The sequence below is a fragment of the Agromyces albus genome, from assembly GCF_030815405.1.
GTDB classification, from domain to species: Bacteria; Actinomycetota; Actinomycetes; order Actinomycetales; family Microbacteriaceae; genus Agromyces; species Agromyces albus_A.
Genome location: NZ_JAUSWX010000001.1, coordinates 2,918,179 through 2,938,807 on the forward strand (window position 1 = coordinate 2,918,179; position 20,629 = coordinate 2,938,807).

23 protein-coding genes and 3 pseudogenes are annotated in these 20,629 nt (G+C 70.0%); 6 read left to right on the forward strand and 20 right to left on the reverse strand.

The features are described 5' to 3' along the window. Nucleotide 1 precedes the first annotated feature (1 nt). The gene (locus QFZ29_RS13805) at nt 2-934 is read right to left on the reverse strand and encodes an SDR family oxidoreductase (RefSeq protein WP_306894622.1); all 933 of its coding nucleotides are present in this window, start codon (nt 932-934) and stop codon (nt 2-4) included. A gap of 91 nt (nt 935-1,025) precedes the next feature. Here QFZ29_RS13805 and QFZ29_RS13810 point away from each other — a divergent pair, with 91 nt between their 5' ends. After that, nucleotides 1,026-1,493: a MarR family winged helix-turn-helix transcriptional regulator gene (locus QFZ29_RS13810; protein WP_306894623.1), complete on the forward strand. Its 468-nt coding sequence runs from the start codon at nt 1,026-1,028 to the stop codon at nt 1,491-1,493. Nucleotides 1,494-1,502: 9 nt separating this feature from the next. Here QFZ29_RS13810 and QFZ29_RS13815 read toward each other — a convergent pair whose 3' ends face one another. The 10 genes and pseudogenes from QFZ29_RS13815 to QFZ29_RS13865 form a co-directional block, all read right to left on the reverse strand. Continuing rightward, the gene (locus QFZ29_RS13815; RefSeq protein WP_306894624.1) at nt 1,503-2,315 is read right to left on the reverse strand and encodes an acetyl-CoA C-acyltransferase; all 813 of its coding nucleotides are present in this window, start codon (nt 2,313-2,315) and stop codon (nt 1,503-1,505) included. Then, nucleotides 2,212-2,718 carry a thiolase family protein gene (locus QFZ29_RS13820; RefSeq protein WP_306894625.1) on the reverse strand — a complete coding sequence of 169 codons (507 nt, stop codon included), beginning with the start codon at nt 2,716-2,718 and terminating at the stop codon, nt 2,212-2,214. Before QFZ29_RS13820 ends, QFZ29_RS13815 begins: the two co-directional genes overlap by 104 nt. Then, nucleotides 2,715-3,371 (reverse strand): CoA transferase subunit B, encoded by a 657-nt coding sequence (locus tag QFZ29_RS13825; protein ID WP_306894626.1) that lies wholly within the window; start codon nt 3,369-3,371, stop codon nt 2,715-2,717. The genes QFZ29_RS13820 and QFZ29_RS13825 overlap by 4 nt, the downstream gene beginning before the upstream one ends. Further along, nucleotides 3,371-4,165 (reverse strand): CoA transferase subunit A, encoded by a 795-nt coding sequence (locus QFZ29_RS13830; protein ID WP_306894627.1) that lies wholly within the window; start codon nt 4,163-4,165, stop codon nt 3,371-3,373. The genes QFZ29_RS13825 and QFZ29_RS13830 overlap by 1 nt, the downstream gene beginning before the upstream one ends. Next, a complete protein-coding gene (pcaDC, locus tag QFZ29_RS13835) occupies nt 4,158-5,408 on the reverse strand; it encodes a bifunctional 3-oxoadipate enol-lactonase/4-carboxymuconolactone decarboxylase PcaDC (protein ID WP_306894628.1) in 1,251 nt (416 codons plus the stop codon). Before pcaDC ends, QFZ29_RS13830 begins: the two co-directional genes overlap by 8 nt. Beyond that, the gene (locus QFZ29_RS13840; protein WP_306894629.1) at nt 5,405-6,583 is read right to left on the reverse strand and encodes a lyase family protein; all 1,179 of its coding nucleotides are present in this window, start codon (nt 6,581-6,583) and stop codon (nt 5,405-5,407) included. Before QFZ29_RS13840 ends, pcaDC begins: the two co-directional genes overlap by 4 nt. Further along, nucleotides 6,576-7,151 carry a protocatechuate 3,4-dioxygenase subunit alpha gene (pcaG, locus tag QFZ29_RS13845; protein ID WP_306894630.1) on the reverse strand — a complete coding sequence of 192 codons (576 nt, stop codon included), beginning with the start codon at nt 7,149-7,151 and terminating at the stop codon, nt 6,576-6,578. The genes QFZ29_RS13840 and pcaG overlap by 8 nt, the downstream gene beginning before the upstream one ends. Next, nucleotides 7,144-7,939 (reverse strand): annotated as a pseudogene (gene pcaH / locus QFZ29_RS13850) (protocatechuate 3,4-dioxygenase subunit beta). Before pcaH ends, pcaG begins: the two are co-directional and overlap by 8 nt. 8 nt (nt 7,940-7,947) lie before the next feature. Beyond that, nucleotides 7,948-9,126: a 4-hydroxybenzoate 3-monooxygenase gene (locus QFZ29_RS13860; RefSeq protein ID WP_306894632.1), complete on the reverse strand. Its 1,179-nt coding sequence runs from the start codon at nt 9,124-9,126 to the stop codon at nt 7,948-7,950. A 129-nt stretch (nt 9,127-9,255) separates the two neighbouring features. Then, the gene (locus QFZ29_RS13865) at nt 9,256-9,981 is read right to left on the reverse strand and encodes an IclR family transcriptional regulator (RefSeq protein ID WP_306894633.1); all 726 of its coding nucleotides are present in this window, start codon (nt 9,979-9,981) and stop codon (nt 9,256-9,258) included. A 176-nt stretch (nt 9,982-10,157) separates the two neighbouring features. Here QFZ29_RS13865 and QFZ29_RS20430 point away from each other — a divergent pair. Together QFZ29_RS20430 and QFZ29_RS13875 are read left to right on the forward strand one after the other, a co-directional pair. Beyond that, nucleotides 10,158-10,760 (forward strand): annotated as a pseudogene (locus QFZ29_RS20430) (NAD-dependent epimerase/dehydratase family protein); the annotation flags it as partial. 22 nt (nt 10,761-10,782) lie between these two features. Next, on the forward strand, nt 10,783-11,082 hold the full coding sequence (locus tag QFZ29_RS13875; protein ID WP_306894635.1) for a hypothetical protein: 300 nt from the start codon (nt 10,783-10,785) through the stop codon (nt 11,080-11,082). A gap of 1 nt (nt 11,083) precedes the next feature. Here QFZ29_RS13875 and QFZ29_RS13880 read toward each other — a convergent pair whose 3' ends face one another. Next, nucleotides 11,084-11,602, reverse strand: a complete 519-nt coding sequence (locus QFZ29_RS13880; RefSeq protein ID WP_306894636.1) for a hypothetical protein — start codon at nt 11,600-11,602, stop codon at nt 11,084-11,086. Nucleotides 11,603-11,727: 125 nt separating this feature from the next. On the opposite strand from QFZ29_RS13880, the gene QFZ29_RS13885 reads away from it, so the two are divergent. Then, nucleotides 11,728-11,964 carry a hypothetical protein gene (locus QFZ29_RS13885; protein WP_306894637.1) on the forward strand — a complete coding sequence of 79 codons (237 nt, stop codon included), beginning with the start codon at nt 11,728-11,730 and terminating at the stop codon, nt 11,962-11,964. Between the two features lie 22 nt (nt 11,965-11,986). Here QFZ29_RS13885 and QFZ29_RS13890 read toward each other — a convergent pair whose 3' ends face one another. Both QFZ29_RS13890 and QFZ29_RS13895 read right to left on the reverse strand, forming a co-directional pair. After that, complete coding sequence (locus QFZ29_RS13890) at nt 11,987-12,805, reverse strand: hypothetical protein (protein ID WP_306894638.1); 819 nt, start codon at nt 12,803-12,805, stop codon at nt 11,987-11,989. A 72-nt stretch (nt 12,806-12,877) separates the two neighbouring features. Continuing rightward, nucleotides 12,878-13,897 carry a PHP domain-containing protein gene (locus QFZ29_RS13895; protein WP_306894639.1) on the reverse strand — a complete coding sequence of 340 codons (1,020 nt, stop codon included), beginning with the start codon at nt 13,895-13,897 and terminating at the stop codon, nt 12,878-12,880. A 24-nt stretch (nt 13,898-13,921) separates the two neighbouring features. Here QFZ29_RS13895 and QFZ29_RS13900 point away from each other — a divergent pair, with 24 nt between their 5' ends. Further along, entirely contained in the window at nt 13,922-14,422 is a 501-nt protein-coding gene (locus QFZ29_RS13900) for a helix-turn-helix transcriptional regulator (protein WP_306894640.1), read from the forward strand. 2 nt (nt 14,423-14,424) lie between these two features. Here the strand turns inward: QFZ29_RS13900 and QFZ29_RS13905 are convergent, their stop codons facing one another. Then, entirely contained in the window at nt 14,425-15,057 is a 633-nt protein-coding gene (locus tag QFZ29_RS13905) for a DUF2510 domain-containing protein (RefSeq protein ID WP_306894641.1), read from the reverse strand. A gap of 153 nt (nt 15,058-15,210) precedes the next feature. On the opposite strand from QFZ29_RS13905, the gene QFZ29_RS13910 reads away from it, so the two are divergent. Then, nucleotides 15,211-15,648, forward strand: a complete 438-nt coding sequence (locus QFZ29_RS13910) for a GNAT family N-acetyltransferase (RefSeq protein WP_306894642.1) — start codon at nt 15,211-15,213, stop codon at nt 15,646-15,648. A gap of 126 nt (nt 15,649-15,774) precedes the next feature. Here the strand turns inward: QFZ29_RS13910 and QFZ29_RS13915 are convergent. The 5 genes and pseudogenes from QFZ29_RS13915 to QFZ29_RS13935 all read right to left on the reverse strand — a co-directional run. Beyond that, a pseudogene (locus QFZ29_RS13915) lies at nt 15,775-16,102 on the reverse strand (IS110 family transposase); the annotation flags it as partial. Between the two features lie 79 nt (nt 16,103-16,181). Further along, nucleotides 16,182-17,201 (reverse strand): cation diffusion facilitator family transporter, encoded by a 1,020-nt coding sequence (locus QFZ29_RS13920; RefSeq protein ID WP_306894643.1) that lies wholly within the window; start codon nt 17,199-17,201, stop codon nt 16,182-16,184. Further along, nucleotides 17,198-17,572, reverse strand: a complete 375-nt coding sequence (locus QFZ29_RS13925; RefSeq protein WP_306894644.1) for an ArsR/SmtB family transcription factor — start codon at nt 17,570-17,572, stop codon at nt 17,198-17,200. Before QFZ29_RS13925 ends, QFZ29_RS13920 begins: the two co-directional genes overlap by 4 nt. A 32-nt stretch (nt 17,573-17,604) precedes the next feature. Further along, the gene (locus QFZ29_RS13930) at nt 17,605-18,639 is read right to left on the reverse strand and encodes a zinc-dependent alcohol dehydrogenase family protein (protein WP_306894645.1); all 1,035 of its coding nucleotides are present in this window, start codon (nt 18,637-18,639) and stop codon (nt 17,605-17,607) included. A 121-nt stretch (nt 18,640-18,760) separates the two neighbouring features. Then, nucleotides 18,761-20,398 (reverse strand): cell wall-binding repeat-containing protein, encoded by a 1,638-nt coding sequence (locus QFZ29_RS13935; RefSeq protein WP_306894646.1) that lies wholly within the window; start codon nt 20,396-20,398, stop codon nt 18,761-18,763. Nucleotides 20,399-20,629: the final 231 nt, after the last annotated feature.

Sequence of the window (20,629 nt, forward strand, 5' to 3'; positions counted from 1 at the left end):
CTCAGGCGCTCGCGGCGGGTCGCTGCAGCTCGTCGGGGAGCGCCGGGAAGGTCTCGCCCACCGACTGGAGGTCTGCGCCGAACTCCGTGTCGAAGTCGGCTGCGAGTGCGTCGTAGGTCCAGCCGCCCTCGCGGTACGCCGTGACGACGGGCTCGGGGTGCGACCAGAGCTGCAGGCGGTCGCCGCCGACGCCGAGCGCCTGCCCGGTGACGCCGGCCGCGGCATCCGACGCCAGGTAGGCGATGAGCCCCGCGACGTCGTCGGACGTGCCGAACCCGAGGTCGTGCCGGAAGAAGGCCGGCATCGGCTCGCCCTTCGCGTCGGCCTCGACCGCCGCGGCGAAGTACGGGACGGTGGCCGTCATCGCCGTGGCCGCGACGGGGATCACCGCGTTCGCCGTGATGCCCGCGCGCTTCAGTTCGAGCGCCCACGTGCGCACCATGCCGACGATCCCCGCCTTGGCGGCGGCGTAGTTCGTCTGGCCGAAGTTGCCGCGCTGGCCGGTGGGCGACCCGATGCAGATGATGCGGCCGCCCTCGCCCTGTTCGCGGAGGCGGACCGCCGCCTCGCGTACGCACGTGAACGTGCCGCGCAGGTGCACGCCGATCACGGTGTCGAAGTCGTCGTCGCTCATCTTCCACAGCACGGTGTCGCGAAGCACGCCGGCGTTCGTGACGAGGATGTCGAGGCGCCCGAAGTGCTCGACGGCGGCGTCGACGAGGGCCTTGGCGGTCTCGGAGGATCCGACCGCGGCGACGACGGCGACCGCTTTGCCCCCTTCGGCCTCGATCGATGCGACGGCCGAGGCCGCCGTCTGCTCATCGACGTCGTTCACGACGACGGATGCGCCCTGACGGGCGAGCTCGGCGGCGTACGCGAGGCCGAGCCCGCGACCCGACCCGGTGACGATGGCGACTTTGCCGTTCAGCGACATACGGGAACTCCTTCGTGTCGCTCTCCATTACAGCCAAGATCATTGAAAATGTCAATGATTGTGATCATCACGCTCTGATAGCATCATCCTCATGCCACCCTCGGCGTCCGACTCCGCAGTTCCTGATCCGCGCTTGGCGGACTCGGCGCTCGCCGACGATCCCATCTTCCTGCTGGCCCGTGCGAGCGCACTGGCGATCGCGGCCGGAAACGCGAGCCTCGCCGAGCACGGCCTGAAGGCGCGGTCGTATGCGGTGCTGGCGCTCGCCGCGAGCGACGCCGGCCCCACGCAGCGCGAACTGGCCGAGTTCCTCCGGCTCGACCCGAGCCAGGTCGTCGCCCTGGTCGACGGCCTCCAGGCGCGCGGCCTGGTGCGGCGCGAGCCCGATCCTTCCGATCGGCGCGCCAACGTCGTCGTCATCACCGACGACGGACGCGACCTGTTCGCCCGGGCGCGGATCTCCGCGTATGCGGTCGAGCAGCAGCTCCACAGTGCGCTCGGCGACGAGAGCCGGGAACGCGTCATGGAGCTGCTGCGGGCGCTGGCCTTTCCCGAGTGAAGTGCGGGCTCAGGCGCGCTCGAACACCGCCGCGAGGGCCTGCCCGCCGCCGATGCACATCGTCTCGAGCGCGAGCGAGCCGTCGAGCGCCGGCAGCTCGTGCGCGAGCGTCGCAAGCATCCGGATCCCGGTGGCCCCGATCGGATGGCCAATCGAGATGCCGCTGCCACGCGGGTTGAGCCGCGGGTCCTCGGCGTCGACGCCCCAGTCGGCGAGGCACGCGAGCACCTGCACGGCGAAGGCCTCGTTGAACTCGACCACGTCGAGGTCGGCGAAGCGGATGCCGGCGCGCTCGAGCGCGAGGTTCGCCGCGGGAACCGGCGCGATGCCGAAGCGTGTGGGGTCGACGCCGGCGACCGCCCATGAACGCAGCCGGAGCATCGGCGCGAGTCCGAGTGCCGCCGCCGAAGCGGGCGTGGTGACGATGCACGCCGCGGCCGCGTCGTTCTGCCCGCTCGAGTTGCCGGCGGTGACGGTGGCCGCGGCATCCGATCGCCGGAGCACCGGACGGAGCCCGGCGAGCGCTTCGATCGAGGTGTCGGCGCGCGGGTGCTCGTCGCGGTCGACGACGGTGCTGCCGCGGCGGCCGGGAACCTCGACCGGCACGAGCTCGGCGTCGAATGCCGCCGACTCCTGCGCCGCGACCGCGCGCTGGTGGGAACGAAGTGCAAGCTCGTCCTGCGCCTCACGGGTGATGCGGTACTCGGCACGCAGCGTCTCAGCGGTTCCGACGTTGCCCTCGGGAGTCGGGTGGTCGCGGCCGCCGACCGTTTCGCGGCCGCGGGCGAGGGCATCGCGCAGGAGCAGGCCGCCCGACGGCACCCCCTCGACGCCCCTGCTCGGTGTAGAGCGGGGCGTTCGACATCGACTCGACGCCCAGCGCGACGACGACGTCGCTCACCCCGGTCTGCACCTCCATCGCTGCGTTCAGCACGGCCTGGAGTCCCGAGCCGCAGCGTCGATCCAACTGGTAACCGGTCGTCGTCACCGGGAACCCGGCATCGAGCGCGGCGACCCGTCCGATCGCAGGCGCCTCCATGGTCGGATAGCCCTGTGCGCCGATGACCCCGTCGACGCGCGCAGGGTCGACGCCGCTCCGTTCGACGAGCGCGCGCAGCACCGTCGTCGCGAGTTCCAGCGCCGACAGCGGGGCGAGTACGCCGCCCATCCGCCCCACCGGGGTGCGCAGCGGGAAGCAGATCACGACCTCGCGAAGCTCGGTCATGCGCCGGCCGCCTCGAGCGCGGGGTCGACCGCGAGCGGGGCGCCCGTGGCATCCGTCACCTCGGCGACCGTGACCCCGGGGGCGAGTTCCCGCAGCACCAGCCCTGCACCGGTCACGTCGATGACCGCGAGGTCGGTGATGATCCGGTCGATGCACGCGCGACCCGTGAGCGGCAGGGTGCACTGCTCGACGAGCTTGGCCGAGCCGTCTTTCGCGACGTGCTCCATGACCACGATCACCCGTGCGGCGCCGTTCACGAGATCCATGGCGCCGCCCATGCCCTTCACCATCTTGCCGGGCACGGCCCAGTTGGCGATGTCGCCGCCGGCGGAGACCTGCATGGCCCCCAGCACGGCCGTGGCGACGCGACCGCCGCGGATCATGCCGAAGCTCGCGGCCGAGTCGAAATAGCTCGCCCCGGGCAGCACGGTGACGGTCTCCTTGCCGGCGTTGATGAGCTTCGGATCCTCCTCGCCCTCCCATGGGTAGGGTCCGACGCCGAGGATGCCGTTCTCGGAGTGCAGCACCACGTGCACGCCGTCGGGCAGGTGATTCGGGATGAGCGTGGGCAGGCCGATGCCGAGGTTCACGTACGTGCCGTCCTCGAGCTCGGCCGCAGCCCGGGCGGCCATCTCGTCGCGCGTGCGGGGCATCAGTCGTCCTCTCCGGATGCCGCGGGCCGGGGCCGCACGGTGACCTTCTCGATCGGCAGCTCGGTCGCCTGCTCCGGGGTGAGCTCGATCACGCGGTCGACGTAGATGCCGGGCAGGTGGATGTCGTCGGGATCGAGCACGCCGGGCTCGACGAGCTCGTCGACCTCGGCGATCGTCAGACGGCCGGCCATGCCGGCGAGCGGGTTGAAGTTGCGGGCCGACTTCTCGAAGCGGAGGTTGCCGTGCCGGTCGCCGACGGCGGCGCGCACGAGGCCGTAGTCGGTGTGGATCGCCTGCTCGAGCACGTACTCGCGCGTGCGGCCGAACGCGGCGAACGGGCGGAGCTCCTTTGGCACGGATGCCTCGGCCACCGTGCCGTCGGGCGCATACTGGATCGGCATGCCGCCGTCGGAGACCGCGGTGCCGGCGCCGGTCGCCGTATAGAACGCGGGGATGCCGACGCCACCCGCGCGCAGCCGCTCGGCGAGCGTGCCCTGCGGCGTGAGCTCGACCTCGACCTCGCCGCTCAGGTACTGCCGCGCGAACTCCTTGTTCTCGCCGATGTAGCTCGCGATCACCCGGCGGATGCGACCGGCCGCGAGCAACTCGCCGAGCCCCCATCCGTCGACGCCGCAGTTGTTCGACACGACCTCGAGGCCGCTCGTGCCGCGCGCGAGCAGCGCCCGGATCAGCACGATCGGCACGCCCGACAGGCCGAAGCCGCCGACCGCGAGCGAGGCGCCGTCGGGGATGTCGGCGACCGCCTCGGCCGCGCTCGCGAAGGTCTTATCCACCGTGCTCCTCCTGGTCGTGATCGGTGTCGCTGCCGTTCGCGTCGAGTCCGGCGAACACCTCGCGTGCAATGCCGAGGGCCGCGTTGGCGGCCGGCAGGCCCGCGTAGAGCGCGGTGTGCAGCATCACTTCTGTGATCTCGACCGACGTGAGCCCGTTGCGCAGCGCCGCACGCACGTGCATCCGGATCTCGGCCTCGTGACCGCCGGTGACGAGCGACGCGAGCGTGGCGATCGACCGCTCCCGGCGGCTGAGCTGCTCGCGTGACCAGATCTCGCCCCACGCGTAGCGGGTGATGAAGTCCTGGAAGGCGGCCGTCTCGGGGGTGATGGCGGCGTTTGCGGCATCGACGTGCGCGTCGCCGAGCACGGCGCGGCGCACGGCCATGCCGGTGGCGCGGGCCTCAGCCCGCCCGGCTCCGCCTGTGTCGGCGACCCGGAGGCCGGCTCCACCGCCGCCGCGGATGAGGTCGACGAGCGCCGCAGCCGACTCGACCGGCTGCTCGAGCGGGGCGAGGTGGGCTGCACCGGCGATCTCGGCGAACCGGGCGTCGGGCAGCGCCTCGGCGAAGGCGCGCATCGATGCGGACGTCGTGACGAGGTCGTGCTCGCCTGCCGCGATCAGGGCGGGCAGGCGGATGCCGCTGAGCGACGCCGTGCGGTCGAACCCGCCGAGCGCCTCGGCGCAGAGCGCGTACGACTCGTCGTCGACGTCGACGAGTGCCGCGAGTCCGCGGGCACCCGGCCCGTCGGGGAACGCCTCGAGATGGCCGGGCGCGTACCAGCGAGCGGCACTGCCGGTCACGAGTGAGGCGGTTCCCGAAGCGCGCACCTGCGCGGCGCGCTCGCCCCACGCCACCGCATCGCCGATGCGGGATCCGCTGCAGAAGGCGGCGAGGCCGAGCACCCGATCGGGATGCCCTGCGGCCAGTTCGAGGGCGATCGTGCCGCCGAGGGAGAGCCCGGCGACGTGGAAGCGTCCGCCGCCGGTCTCGTCGACGAGCCGGAGCGTCGCCTCGGCGAGCTCGGCGATCGTGAACGGTTCGCGCGTGGCGGGGCTGGCGCCGTGGCCGGGGAGATCGACGCGCAGAATGCGCAGTTCGGGCAGCGCCGTCGAGACGTGGGCGACGACACCGCCCCACACCGCCGTCGTCGTGCCGAGCGAGGGCAGCAGCACGAGCAGTCCGCTCGTGGTGGCGTCGGGAGACGCGCGCGTGACCGAGCCGATCAGGCGTGGGATCGTCATGACGCGTCCTTCGGGGTCAGCGATCGGAAGCGCTCCGCGGCAGCGCCGACGATGCGGGCCGATGCCGCGAGCGTCGCCGCGGGGTCTTTCTCGAGGTGCGCGCTGAGCGCAACGTTCCGGGCGACGGCGTCACGGTCGATCGTGAGGCCCTCGGCGAGGCCGGCCGCAGCAGAGGCACTCTCGAGGGCGAGCCGCACGAGCCCGCGCAGGGCCTGCCACTCGGCGTGCCACTCGCCGGCCGGGCGGGCATCCTGCGAGACGGATGCCACGTGCACGGTCGCGATGAGACCGGGCGCGCGCAGCCCGTTCGCCGTGAGGAGCACCGCTTCGACGGGATTTCGCTTGTGCGGCATCGCCGAGGAGCCGCCCGTGGAGGCGAGCGCGACCTCGCCGATCTCGGTGCGCGCGAGGAAGGCGATCTCGCGGCCGATCCGGCCGAGTGCCGTGGCGACGAGCGCGGCCGTGCCCGCGATGCGCAGGATCGGCGAGCGTTCGGTGTGCCACGCGCGACCGGGGTCGGCGAGGCCGAGCTCCGCGGCGAGCGCGGCGCGCAGCGCGGTGGCGGCATCGGTCCGCCGCGCGATGCGATCGAACGCCTCGCCCGTGCCCACCGCTCCGCCGAGCTGCACGGGGAAGACCGTGCCGTCGACGGCCTCGATGGCCGAGCTCACGCCGTCGAGCCAGCCGGCGACGCTGACGCCGATCGTGCTCGGCTCCGCGTGCTGCCCGAGCGTGCGGGCGATCGATCCGGTGTCGCGCTCCTGCGCGGCGAGCGCGACGAATGCAGCACCCGCCGTCGCGAGGTGCTCACGGACTTCGGTGAGCGCCGCACGGGCGACGAGCACGAGGGCCGAATCGAGGATGTCCTGGCTCGTCGCGCCGGCGTGCACGCGATCGCCCGCGCCCTCACCGATCGGCTCGGCTTGCGCGCGCAACTGTTCGACGAGCGCGATGACCGGTACTCCACCCGACCTCGCGCCGGCGAGCAACGCCTCGCGATCCAGCGCGCGGGCGTCGAGCGCAGCCTCGACGGCCGAGAGATCCTCGTCGAGCACGTCACCCCACGCGCGAACCAGCCCGCGTTCGACCTCGACGAGCGCCGCGAGCACCGCGTCGTCGGAGGTCGCCGATGCCTCGGCGCCGAGCGGTTCGAGCAGTCCCCAATCGTCAGCCATCGGTCTCCGCATCGAAATCGAGGAAGACGGTCTCGCCGTCGCCCTGCAGCCTGATGTCGAAACGGTAGCTCGCCTCGCCGTCGGCCTGCGCGATGAGGGTCGAACGCCGCGCCGGATCCAGGTCGCCGAGCAGGCGGTCTCGATCGTTGCGATCGGGCTCGTCATCGAAGTAGGCCCGCGTGAAGAGGTGGTGCATGAGCCCCCGGGCGAATACCGTGACGAGCAGGTAGGGCGCGGCATCCGTGCGCGTCGCTCCGGGCTTGATCGTCGTGAAGGAGTAGTGCCCGTCGCGATCGACCGCCGCGCGGCCGAAGCCCGTGACGGCGTGGCCGTCGCGCGCGAAGCTGCCTCGTTCGGCGATGATGCCGCCCGCGGCATCCGCCCCCCAGATCTCGATCACGGCGTCGGGCACGCTCTGGCCCGCTCCGTCGAGCACCGAGCCGTGGAACCGGACGGCCGACGGATGCCACGGCGGCGCCACCGCTGGGCCGTCCTCGTAGGGCAGCGCGTAGCCGAAGAACGGCCCGACCGTCTGCGACGGGGTCTGCAGGAACGGGGTCTCAGGCATGATCGGCGTCCTCCGGTTCCATCCAGGTCGATCGGGGTCCGGTGAGCACGACATCCCAGCGATAGCCGATCGCCCACTCCGGCTCACTCACGTCGTGGTCGTAGGCTGCGACGAGCCGCGCTCGGGCGGCCGGGTCGACGATGGACTGGTAGACCGGATCGAGCCCGAACAGCGGGTCGCCCGGGAAGTACATCTGCGTGACGAGCCGCTGCGTGAACGCCGAGCCGAAGAACGAGAAGTGGATGTGCGCGGGCCGCCAGGCGTTGCGGTGGTTCTTCCACGGATACGCGCCGGGCTTGATCGTCGTCAGCCGATAGCTGCCGTCGTCTCCCGTGATGAGGCGGCCGACGCCCGTGAAGTTGGGGTCGAGCGGAGCGGGATGCTGGTCGCGCTTGTGCACGTACCGCCCCGAGGCGTTCGCCTGCCAGATCTCGACGAGCTGGTTGCGCACCGGGCGACCCTCGCCGTCGAGGATGCGGCCGGTCACGATGATCCGCTCGCCGAGCGGCTCCCCCGAGTGCTGGATCGTCAGGTCGCTCTCCTCGGCCGCGACATCGGTGTTGCCGAACGCCGGCGAGGCGAGCTCGATCTCCTCGGGGTCGGCCCGGACGAGCTCATGGGTCGGATGCCGCAGCGCCGAGCTGCGGTACGGCAGGAAGTCGCGCGGGCGGATGCACTGGGAGCGGGCGGCCCGTGGCATCCGCTCGCTCACGGTACGCCTCGTGGATCGCCGAGATCTCGGCGGAGATCGTCTCCTGCGTCAGGACTGGAGGCTGGTTGGCGCTCATCTGGCTCCTCAGAAGGGAAGGCCGGCGTATTGCTCGGCGAGGCTCTGGCGGGCGGCGACGGACTCGGTGACGTACTCGAGCTGACCGATCTGGCTGCGATAGCGGAACGCGCGGGCCGAGGCATCGGGAACCTCGCGGTGCACGTGCAGCATCTCGGTCATCCACTGCGAGAAGTGCTGCACCTTCCATTGCCGCGCCAGCGCCTGGTCGCTGTACCCCGCGAGCGGGGCGTCGTCGCCCGCGCGGTGCTCGAGGATGGCACGACCGAGCAGGGCGACGTCGGCAATCGCGGAGTTCAGCCCCTTCGCTCCCGTGGGCGGCACGATGTGGCCTGCGTCGCCGACGAGGAAGAGGCGACCGCTCGCGAGGGTCGAGGTGACGAACGAGCGCATCGGCGTGATCGACTTCTCGGTGATCGCGCCCTCGGTCAGCGTCCAGCCGGTCACGCCGAGCCGGGTCTGCAGGGCCTCCCAGATGCGGGCGTCGCTCCAGTCGTCGATCGACTCGTCGGGGTCGACCTGCAGGTACAGGCGCGACACCTGCAGCGAACGCATCGAGTGCATCGCGAACCCGTCGGGGTGCAGCGCGTAGATGAGGTCGTCGGTCGACGGCGGCACGTCGGCGAGGATGCCGAGCCAGCCGAACGGGTAGCCGCGCTCGAGCACGTGCAGCTGGGCGGCCGGAATGCTCGGCCGGCACACACCGTGGTAGCCGTCGGCGCCGACGATGAACTCGCAGTGCAGCTCGTGCATGGCACCGTCGTGGCGGTAGACGACGACCGGGTCGTCGCCCTCGAATCCATGGGGAGCGACCTCCTCGGCCTCGAAGACGATCGTCGAGCCGAGACGCTCGTGCTCGGCGAGCATGTCGGTGACGAGCGCCTGCTGGCCGTAGACCGTCACCGTGCGCCCGACGAGCTCGCGGAAGTCGATGTGGCGCCGCTCTCCCTCGTACTGCAGGTAGATGCCGCCGTGCTCGAGGCCGCGAGCGCGGAGGTTCGTGTCGAGGCCGAGTTCGGTGACGATGTCGACGCTGCCCTGTTCGAGCACGCCGGCGCGGATGCGGCCGAGCACGTACTCGCGGGACTGGCGCTCGAGGATGACGAACGGGACGCCGGCCTGGTGCAGGATGTGCCCGAGGAGGAGCCCGGCGGGTCCGGCTCCGATGATCGCCACGCTCGTCTGCACGCTCGCCGCCTCTCACACGTGGATGGGATGGTGATCCCATCGTCACGCCGCGGCGGAGGGGGCGCATGGCTGCTTCCACCCAGTGGAAGGATTGGCGAGGGGTCGGGTCAGGCGCGGGGCAGGCTCGAGTCAGGGTCGCCAGCCGAGCGCGGCCGAGATGCCGCGTGCAGCCATGCGCACGCCGAGCGCGAACTGCGGCTCGGCGAGACGTTCGACGTGCGCGATGATCGACACCGCGGCGACGACCGCCCCGGTCGCGTCCCGCACTGGAGCCGCCACCGAGAACGCGCCGCGGGTCAGCGCCTCGACCGAGGTCGAGAGGCCCGTCGCCCGGATGCCCGCGAGCCGCGCGCGCAGCTCCGACTCCGTCGTGAGCGTGTTCGGCAGGTACTTGCGCGGTCCGGCCGCAAGCACCTCGTCGAAGACGTCGGGCGTGGAGTAGGCGAGCAGCACGAGCCCCACACCGGTGGCGTGCAACGGCAGCCGCGAACCGACATCCGAGATCACCGGAACCGCGTCGGCGCCCGAGAGGCGCTCGAGGTAGATCGCTCCGAGCCCGTCGCGCACCGCGAGGTGCACATGCTCGCGCGTCGCGTCGAGCAGGTCCTCGAGGTAGGGACGAGCGAGGTTGCGCAACCGCCGCGCCGTCGGTTGGCGCACGCCGAGACGCCAGAGCTTCAGGCCGACCCGATAGCGTCCGTCGTCACCACGTGCGAGCCCGCCCCACTCGACCCACTCGGCCAGCAGTCGGTGCGCCGTCGACAGTGGGAGCCCGGCTCGGGCCGCCACCTCGCTGAGCGTCAGCTCGTCACCGCCCTGGAACGCGTCGGCGATGGCGAACAGCTTGTCCGCCACGCTCCGGTCATCCCGCGCGCCACCCGCCATGCGCTCAGCCTAGGCGTGCCGGGTCACGACGACGGAGCGGGCGATCGCTCCCGGCATCGCAGTTGACGGCGAAGCCGGCCGGGACGAGTCTGATCGTGACGGGTTCGCCCCTCCGCCGTCACGTCACCTGACGAAGGGACCGCGCAATGAAGGTCATCGTGGCCGGCGCGACCGGCACGCTCGGCGTGCCGATCGTGCGGCAGCTCATCACGGCCGGGCACACGGTCGCGGGAATCGCCAGGTCGGCGAGCGGCGCAGAACGCCTCAGGCAGCTCGGCGCGACCCCGATCCTGGCCGACGCGATGGATCGCACCGGCCTGCTCCGAGCCGTCGCCGGCGAGCAGGCGGATGCGATCCTTCATGAGCTCACCGCGTTGAAGAAACCGCCCCTCGGCCACAGCGGGATGGCTGAGACCGATTCCCTCCGCGTGCAGGGCACGAAGAACCTCCTCGAGGTGGCTCTTCACGTGGGCGCCCGACGATTCCTGACCCAGTCGATCGTGTTCGGCTACGGCTATCGCGATCACGGCGAGCACGTGCTGACCGAGGACTCACCATTCGGCCGGACCGACGGGAGCCGGTTCGACGCCCATGTCGACGCGATGGTCTCGACCGAACAGCAGGCCTTCCATGCCGAGGGCATCGAGGGCGTCTCGCTGCGATACGGCATCCTCTACGGGGAGGATGCCGACACGGTCGTACGGATGCTTCGAAAGCGGGCCCTCCCGGTCGCCCGCCATGGCGGGCGAATCCCCTTCGTCCATCACCTGGATGCCGCATCCGCCACCGTCGCCGCGCTCGAGCGCGCGCGTGGCCGGGCAGGCCTACAACATCGTGGACGACACGCCCGCGACCTTCCGCGAACTCGTCACGGGCATCGCCGAGGCGCGGCATGCACCGAAGCCCTTGGTCCTCCCGGGATCGCTGCTGAAGCTCGTGGCCCCCTACGGCGGCATGGTCCTCGCCGGCGTGTCGATGCGGGTCTCCAACGCGAAGGCCAAGCGGGAACTCGCCTGGGCGCCTCGCTATCCGTCCTTCCGGGAGGGGGTCCACTCCGGCGTGGAGCGATAGTTCAGTCGTCCTTCCCCTCGCCCTTCTCGCCCTTCTTGTCCCCTTCGCCCTTCTCGTCTCCTCCGCCCTTGTTGTCGTCGTTTCCCTGGTTCTGCTGCTCTTGCAGTTGAGCGATCTGCTCCTGCAAGCGCGCCTGTTCCTCGAGCAGTCGTTGCTGCTCCGCGGCATCGGCGGCCGCAGCGATCGCCGCGTCGATGTCCTTGCGCACCAGCTCCATCGCGAGCGCGATGGTGTCGAATCGCTCATCGCTGACGTTGCCCGCTGCACGCGCGTCGGCGAGCTCAGCAGCCATCGCATCGAGACCGCTCAGCGCTGCCTGCCAGTCGCCCGCTTCGCTGGCCTCCGCCACCGCGACCACGTGCTCCCTCAGGTTGTCCTTCGCGGCCTCGTCGTATGCCGGAGCACACGAGGTCAAGCTGAGCGTCGCGGTGAACGCGACAGCCGCCGCGAGAATGCGCGGTCGCATGATGAATCCCCTTTGCCTCACGATCACGGTAATCGACCTGTGGCCGGGACTCATCGGGTTGACAACCCGATGAGCTGAGCTCTCGACGGTCAGCTCGGGTGCAGACGCAAGATCACGACAGCAATGGCCCGCCTGTCAAGGGGCGGCGGGCTCACCGGCTCACGTGCCACGCTGGGCGGATGAATGAGCGGGACGATGGGCGGATGAACGAGCAGGATGCCCCGATTGAAGCCGGTGCCGACGACGCGACCCTCGTCGAGAAGCTCGAGGGCATCGCCGAGCAGATTCGCGGCGACGCCGGACTCGGCGAGGTCCATGACGTGCGTGCGATGGTGCGCCAGCGCCTCGAGGAGGCGAACCTGCCCACCGACGAGTCCACGGTCGATGCCGTGGTGGATGCCGTGGGCTTCAGCTAGCCGGCCACCGGACTGCAGCGGATCACGTGACCGGCCGCGCGGGCACCACGGCTGCATTCAGCACGACTCGGTCCCCGAGGGGTCGCTCGAGTTCGACCGTGAACGGTGTCGCCGGGTTCGACTGACACGTTGCCTGCTGCGCGTCCGACGGCCGCACTCCGATGACGAGCTCAACCGTCGTCTCGGTCTCCCTGAGCTCGACGAGTTCGACCCGTCCGGAGGCATCCAGGCCCGAGTTGCACTCGCGCTCGGTCACGAGGAGTGCGAGGCGTTCGGATTCGGGAGCGGGCGGCGACGCGGGGTCGAGGGTGATGCCGGCGTCACCGAGCTCGCCGAGGTCGAGCGTGGTCGAGCAGCTCGACGACTCGACGACCGCCCATGCCGACTCGCCGGGTTGCGCCGGCATGGAATCCGTGGAGATCACGAAGTACCTGTACTCGCGGATGTCGCCGCCGCCGTTGTCGTCGGGAACTGCAAGTTTGTGCATGAGCATCACGCGGTCGTCGCTCTCCTGCGCAATCAGCCATTCGAGCGGACCGAGCGGCTGGAAATCGGAGACGTCGCGGCCGTCGAGGGCCGGCGCGACAGCGGGTGCGAGCTCGCTCGCCGGTCTCGGATTCTCGAGCGCCTCGATCGGCACCTCGTTCCCCTGGCAGAGCAGCACGTCGGGGTGGTCGGCCGGTGCATGGGCGGTGGCCGGTGCGGGGGCGGCGGCCGGGCGATCAGGTGCCGCGCAGGCGCTGAGCGCGAACAGCGTTGCCACCGCGATCACGGCGAGGCGCACAGGATCGGGGCGAGTGCCCCCGGCATTGCGAGGTGACTCCGTTCTGCAAGTCCTCATGGCACAAGGGTATGAAGGCCGTGGGGAATGCACGACCCAACGAAATCGCCCATCCACTCGTCTGGGCGGCGATCAGCGCCGGGCGCGCGACCATTCGACGAGGCGATCGGCGGGCCACGTCGTGACGATGCGCTCGGCGGGCACGCCGTTCGCCTCCGCGCGCGCTGCGCCGAGGTCGAGGAAGCCGAAGTGCCCCGGCGCGTGCGCGTCGCTGTCGATGCTGAAGAGGCATCCGGCCTCGAGGGCGAGCTGGATGAGCTCGTCGGGCGGGTCCTGGCGCTCGGGGCGCGAATTGATCTCGACGGCGACCCCGCGCTCGGCACAGGCCGCGAAGACCGCCGGCGCATCGAACGTCGACTGGGGGCGGGTGCCGCGAGAGCCCTCGACGAGTCGGCCCGTGCAGTGGCCGAGCACGTTCATGTACGGGTGCTCGATCGCGCGCAGCATCCGTGCCGTCATCTCGCGTGACTCCATGCGGAGCTTCGAGTGCACGCTCGCGACGACCAGCTCGAGGCGGTCGAGCATGTCGGTGGTCTGGTCGAGTGCGCCGTCGAGCAGGATGTCGACCTCGATGCCGGGCAGCAGGCGGATGCCGTCGAGCTTGTCGTTGAGGTCGTCGATCACCTGCAGCTGCTCGACGAGGCGTGCGGAGCTGAGCCCGTTCGCGATCCTGAGGCTCGGCGAGTGGTCGGAGACGACGAGGTACTCAAGACCAGCCTGCTTCGCCGCCCGGCCCATCACCTCGATGCGGGTGGTGCCGTCGGACCATTCGCTGTGGCTGTGCAGGTCGCCGCGGAGCTCGGCGCGCAGACCCTGCTCCACTCGCGCCGGCGCATCGGCCGACCGCGCCCGCAGTTCCAGGAGGTAGTCGGGCACCCGACCCTCGACCGCCTGCACGATGACCGCGTAGGTCGTGTCGCCGATGCCCTTCAGTCGCTGCAACCGGCCGTCGCGCACGCGCTCGGCGAGCTCCTCGGTCGAGAACGGCTCGATCGCCTGGGCCGCGCGGCGGAACGCCTTCGACTTGAACGGCGACGCCCGCTCTCCCTCGAGGATGTAGGCGATCTCCTCGAGTGCGTCGATCGGATCCATGCCCCTATTGTCGCGGTCGGGCGCGTGAAGCGCGATGGCTGGAGGCGACGACACGACGGCGACCGCGAGAACCCGTGGGCTTCCGCGGTCGCCGTTGCGTCCGTCACTCGGAGCGCGTCACTCGTAGCGCAGCGATTCCACCGGATCGGCTCGCGCTTCATCGGCAAGGGCGCCGCGCCCGAGGAGATCGTGCGCGCCGTGCGCTCGGTGCACGCGGGCGATGCGCTCCTCTCACCGGCGGCGACGCGCAGCCTCATCACGCGTTACGTGCTTCCGGGCACGGATGCCGCGCACACGATGAAGCCGCCGAGCGAACTCGAGCAGCTCACCGAGCGCGAGCGCGAGGTGTTCCTCCTCGTCGCGCGCGGTCGGTCGAACCAGGAGATCGCGGCCGAGCTGTTCATCTCGCCCGCGACCGCCAAGACGCACGTGAACCGCGTGATGTCGAAGCTGCACGCTCACGACCGCGCGCAGCTCGTGATCATCGCCTACGAGAGCGGACTGCAGCAGCTCGGGTCGGCGTGAGGCTAGATGGCGGGATACGACTCGATCGCCGAGCCGAAGACGTTCGCCATGACGGCGATGAACCACACGATCGTGCCGACCAACACCGCGACGTTGAGGGTGATCGCGACCCACATGACCGCGGTGCCGTGCCCTGCCTGGCGCTTCACCACCACCGTGCGCCCGACCACGTAGACGAGCGACCACAGGAACGTCCACGCCCAGTGGAACTGCTTGGCGTACCCGAGCTTCCTGAGCGCGACCATGTCGAAGTAGGCGAACACGACCGATGCGGCGTAGGCGCCCCAGCCCAGCAGAATGGAGGCCAGGTACATGGGATCGCGGTAGAGGCTCAACTGCGCGGCGGGGTCGCCGGCCATCGAGCGCTGCAGGTATCCCTCGAAGTCCCACAGGAAGAACGGGATCACTGCGACGACGGGCAGCACGACGATGAGCCAGATCCATACAGTGTCGACGGGGGTGCCGTCAGGGACGCGCGCATCGCGTGCGCTTCCGTAGGGCGCATGCTGCGCCTGCGTCGGCGGCGACAACGGCGTCGCGTACTCCGTCCATCGCGTGCCGTCCCACCACCGCTGCCCGTCGGTGCCGCTCGGTTCGGGATACCAGCCGGCGGGTGCCGTGTGGAGCTCGCTCATGCATTCCTCCTGTTGGGGGTCGGAGCAATGGTAGGGGCGCCGCAATCCACGCGCCAGTGACGCGATCGGGGGGCCCCTATCTCTTTCGTCAAGTGTCCTGGTCCACACTCCACGGTGGTTGGAGTGGTGGGTTGGGCACGGCAGAATACGTGAATGACGATCACTACCCGACCGGCCACGCCCGCGGATGAGGCGTGGCTGTTCCAACTCCACGAGGATGCCCACAAGGACTTGGTGGAGGCGGCCTATGGACCGTGGATCGTGGCGCAGCAGCACGAGTTCTTCCGCCCGCTCGTCGACGATCACGACGTGTTCGTTCTCGAGTCGGATGGGTCGGATGTTGGTGCGGTGTACTTGGGCATGCGCGACGGAGACACCTGGCTAGAGCTCATCGAAGTCGCCCCATCCCGTCAGGGCGAAGGCATCGGCACCGCCGCCCTCGGTTGGGTGGTCGAAGAATCCGCGAAGACCGACCGCGGAACGCTGCTCCAGGTTCACAAGGTCAATGAAGGAGCGAAGCGTCTGTACGAACGCGAAGGCTTCGCTGAGGTCGGAATGACGGAAACCCACCACTTGCTACGTCGCCCGTAGGCTCCGATTCGGCTGCTGGCGCGGTTCTCTCGCCGCATAGTGAGGGATCGCGGCTACGCAGCCAGTTTGCCGCACGCGCGTTTCGTAGAGGGTCCCGTCCCGCCAGCGCGCGTTTGAGGACCTTGTTGCATCACGGGCATCTGTCTTGGCCTCGCCGGGGTGCAGGTCCGCGATACACCGCACCGCCAACCCGGGCAAGTAGCCCACGAGCACGCCCTCTGCTTCCGCGACCGCGACCGGCAGAGCCCCGATGGTGGCGGGCTGATCCACGACGAGCAACACCCGCCCGTGTGATTTCAACTCGCCGATCAGCGCCCGCAACCGATGCTCGTCGTTGGGCAACGGCTTGTCGAACAGACGGGTGCCGTGGCGGTCGAGTGCGACGGCGTTGCTCGCCCTTGCCGACGTCCAATCCGATGAAGACCTCAACGGTCTCGTAGCCAGCGATGGTCAGGGTCACACGTCCTCCGATCGTCAGGTCTCCGACGGCCGGCCATCGGCAGTGAGTCTCGGCGTCCGCGTTACGAACGGCCTCAGGACGAGCTGCTCGCGCGAACCGCGAAGGCGTCGACCTTGGGCAGGGCATGACGGACGCGCGCCTCGGCGTCTGTCGAGATGGCCTCAACCTCGCGGAACGACGGCTCGCCGTCGATGACGACGACGGCGTCTCCGGTGAGGCGGTGGCCGCTCCAGCGCAACCGAACCTGGCCGACACCGGCCAGACCCGGCGTGTGGCCGAGCGCATGCTCGGCGCGCTCGATCAGCTCGGGCTCGATGCCGTCCATGAGCCGGCGGCCGACGCTCCGCACGGTGCCCCACAACAGCACGAGGATCGCTGCGGCGATCACGAGCCCCACGATGGGGTCGGCGAGTGGGAAGCCGAGCGCGACGCCGATGGCGCCGACCACGACCGCGAGGGAGGTGAAGCCGTCGGTGCGGGCGTGCACGCCGTCGGCGACGAGCGCGGCCGAGCCGATGCGCCGGCCCACGCGGATGCGGTAGATCGCGACGGCCTCATTGCCGACGAATCCGATGAAGCCCGCGGCGATGAGCCACCCGAGGTGCTCGATCGGCTGCGGATTCAGCAGGCGGTCGATCGACTGCCATGCGGCGACGATCGCGGATGCCGCCACGACGCCGACGATGAAGAGGCCGGCGAGATCCTCGGCGCGACCGTAGCCGTAGGGATACCCGCGCGAGGCGGCGCGCCGGCCGAGCACGAACGCCACCCACAGCGGCACGGCCGTGAGCGCATCGGAGAAGTTGTGCACGGTGTCGGCCAGCAATGCGACCGAGTTGCTGACGAAGACTACCGCGAGCTGCAGGAGCGTCGTGGCGAGCAGCACGAAGAGGCTCACCTTCAGCGCGCGAATGCCGGCGGTGCTCGCCTCGAGCGCGTCATCGACGGAGTCGGCCGCGTCGTGCGTGTGCGGCACGAAGAGCTCACGAAGGAATCCGCGGATGCCGCCCGGGTTGTCGTGGTCGTGGTGGTCGTGGCCGTGGTGATGGTCGTACTCGCTCGCGTGCGACCGAGCGCTCGAGGCATCCGTCATGCCGACTCCCCCGCCGCCGCCTCGGCGTGGTGATGCCTCGGCGTGCCGCCGAGCGAATGCTCAGCCTGGAAGATCGCGTCGGCCACGAGTTGCCGGGCGTGCTCGTTCTCGAGCCGGTAGAACACCTTCGTGCCCTCGTGCCGTGTCGCCACGATGCGCGCGAGGCGCAACTTCGCGAGGTGCTGTGAGACGGCCGTGGGCGCCTTGTCGACGATGTCGGCGAGCAGGTTCACCGAGAGCTCGCCGTGGTCGCGCAGCGCGAGGATGATGCGGATGCGCGTGGCGTCGGCGAGCATCGAGAACACCTCGACGGCGAGTTCGACGTACTGGCTGTCGGGCGCACGGCCACATACCTGCATATCTGCATCCATACGCAGATTATGCCCCGATGAAGCGGATGCCGCTACACCTCGACGACCGTCATCCCCGAGCCGGCTCCGCCGGCGGTGCCCATCGCGGCGAGCGCCTCGGGCACCTCGTCGAGCGTAATGCGCTGCCCGACGAGCTCGATCGGGCGAAAGTCGCCCGAGGCGACCGCACCGAGCATCGACGGATACTCATGGGCCGCCATGCCATGGCTGCCGAGGATCTCGAGCTCGCCCGCGATGACCGCGTCCATCGGCATCGCGGCGAGCGCACTGTCTCCGAACATGAGTCCGATCTGCACGTGCCGGCCGCGCTTCTTCAGGCTCCGCACGGAGGCGAACGAAGTCTCGCTGCTGCCGAAGGCGTCGACGGAGACATCCACCCCGCCCCCCGACGCCTCGAGGATGCGCTCCGCGGCGCCCTCGCCGCCGCGCACCGGGATGGCGCCGAGCTTCTCGGCGGCGGCGAGCGCTGCATCCGAGACGTCGACGCCGTAGACCCGCAGTCCGGCTGCGACGGCGATCATGATCGCCGAGAGGCCGACGCCGCCGCATCCGTGCACCGCGATCTGCTCGCCCGGCGCGAGCCGGCTGCGCGAAACGATCGCGCGGTACGCCGTGGCGAAGCGGCAGCCGAGCGAAGCGGCCTCGACGAATCCGAGCGAATCGGGCAGACGGATGAGGTTGAGCTCGGCCTCGTCGACGACGACGAGCTCGGCGAACGAGCCCCAGTGCGTGAATCCGGGCTGCGACTGGGCGTCGCAGACCTGCTCGTTGCCCGAGCGGCACTCGTCGCAGCGCCCGCACGCGCAGATGAACGGTGCGGTGACGCGATCGCCCACCTGCCAGCCGCTCTCGCCACTCACCTCGGAGCCGAGCTCGGCGACCTCCCCGGCGAACTCATGCCCGGGCACGTGCGGCAGCGAGATCGATGCGTCGTGACCCATCCAGCCGTGCCAGTCGCTGCGGCAGAGCCCGGTGGCACGCACGCGGATCACGGCGCCGCGCGGGGGGCAGACGGGCTCGGGCACGTCGGCGAGCTCGGGCGCCGCGCCGAATTCAGTGAACTGCACGGCGCGCACACAGACCTCCGGTTCGGGTAGACGGATGTCGCGGCGAGCCGGCTACCCGCCGAGCGTCGCGCGCGACATCCGCGAGCCTACCGGGCCGGGGGAGTGCACGGCGCCCCAGAGGTCAGCATTGCTTGAGCTGGTACACGCTGTTGGTGAGCGTCGACTCACCGCCCAAGAGGGTTACGTTGCGAACACCGAGGCGGTAGATATCCGGAAGTACATTGCTCGGCACGCAATCCTGATGGACGAGATAGATCGGCGTGCGGGATCCTCCGGCGAGCGCCGCACCTGCAAGCGCGTCGGGGAACGTCGAACCGGTTGCCAGGAACGCCGTATCGGCGAGCCGGAACGAATCGCGATTTGTGAGCAGGGAGGTTTCGAAGCGATCGGGTCCGCTGCGCCGAGAGGACTCAGTGAGGAAGAGGAGCGCGTCGATGCTCGCCTTCACCCCTGCCGAGACGGTCGACTCGCCACCCGTGACGACGACCTTCTCGATGCCGAGTTGTTCGAGAAGCGAGCCGGTGGCCTCGTCGAGTTCGCTCGCCGCCCCATTCACGAGAACGACAGGTGCGTGCTCGTTTGCCGCCGCCGGCGCGGCCGACAGGGCATCGGGGAAGTTCAGTCCGGTCGCGATGTACGCGGTGCGATTGTCGGTAGCGCTCCAGAAGTAGTCCGCAACCATGCGCGACGTCTCGAAGCGGTCTATGCCGCCGAAGCGGACCACTTCGGTCGTGTCGTCGCGCAGGTGCCCTTCGAGGGCAAGGGAAACCGAGACCTCGCCGCCGACGATGAATATCGTCGCAGGGTCGAGCCGAGCAAGCTCCGTCTTGACCGAATCGGGGATCGCGTTCGGCGTCACGAGCAGGATCGGGGCTCCGATGCGGGCAGCCGCCGGAGCCGCGCCGAGCGCGTCGGGAAAGTTCAGCCCGTTCACAATGAAGACCGCCTCGCTTCCGGAGGGGAAGCCGACCCTCGAAATCTCCACTGCGGTGGCGAAGCGGTCGGGGCCGGCGATGCGCCCGACTTGCAGACCATCCCCCGGACGCATGACCCCGTCGATGCCCGAGAGATGCTGGTCGGCCGCTACCTCGACGGGCGTGCTGGCGTTGAGATCGTCGGCGCCGTCCCAATATGCAGTGGAGGTGGTCTGCTGGTCATACGAATCGCCGAACCGAATCGTGTAGGTGCCCGGCGGGAGCCCCCGGAACGTGTAGTTCCCTCCCCCGTCAGGGACGGCCCTGAATCCGCGGCGTTCATATTCACCGATAGCGTGGTCGAAGAGGAAGGCGGATGCCTTCGCGTTGAGGTACCCGCCAGTGCCGTTGTAGTTGGAGGGGTCATACGTGATCACGCCCGAGATCGTCGATCCGATCTCGAGTCGTGCGTCGATGCCGCTCACGGGCTGCGCGCCGACCTCAAGGATCCGAGCTTGGGATTCGTGAGGAGTTCCGCCCCACCACGTGGGAGCGGAATAGTCCGCTGGGGGTGGCGCGATCTTGCTGAAGTGCACGCGGTACCGGCCGGGCATCACGCCATGGATGGCGAATGTTCCATCGTCCAACGCCCTGACGACTTTCGGTTCCGCAGATCCGAAGAGCGGATGCAGCGCGACATTGATCCGAAGGTAAGCCGACGGATCGTCTCCAGGCGGCGTCTCATGGGTGACGGTTCCGCTCACCGTGACGCCAGTGTCGGCAATCGCCGGCGCCGCGGCGTCGGAAATCAGGAATCCTGTGATGAGCAGCGGAGCGACCGTCATCGTGAAGATTCGACGCACAGCGGGCGCAAGGGTTCGGGTCAAAGAATTGCTCCTGCTCGAGTGATGGGCGCCCGCGACGTCCTGTTCGGATGAGGGCTGACGCGATCCTATGCGTATGCGCGCATTGACATTGCGCCCCCCGATCAGGGGTGGTTCCTTTGTCGCGTCGAGCCGGCTACCCGCCGAGCGTCGCGCGCGACATCCGCGAGCCTACCGGGCCGGGGGCGCGCA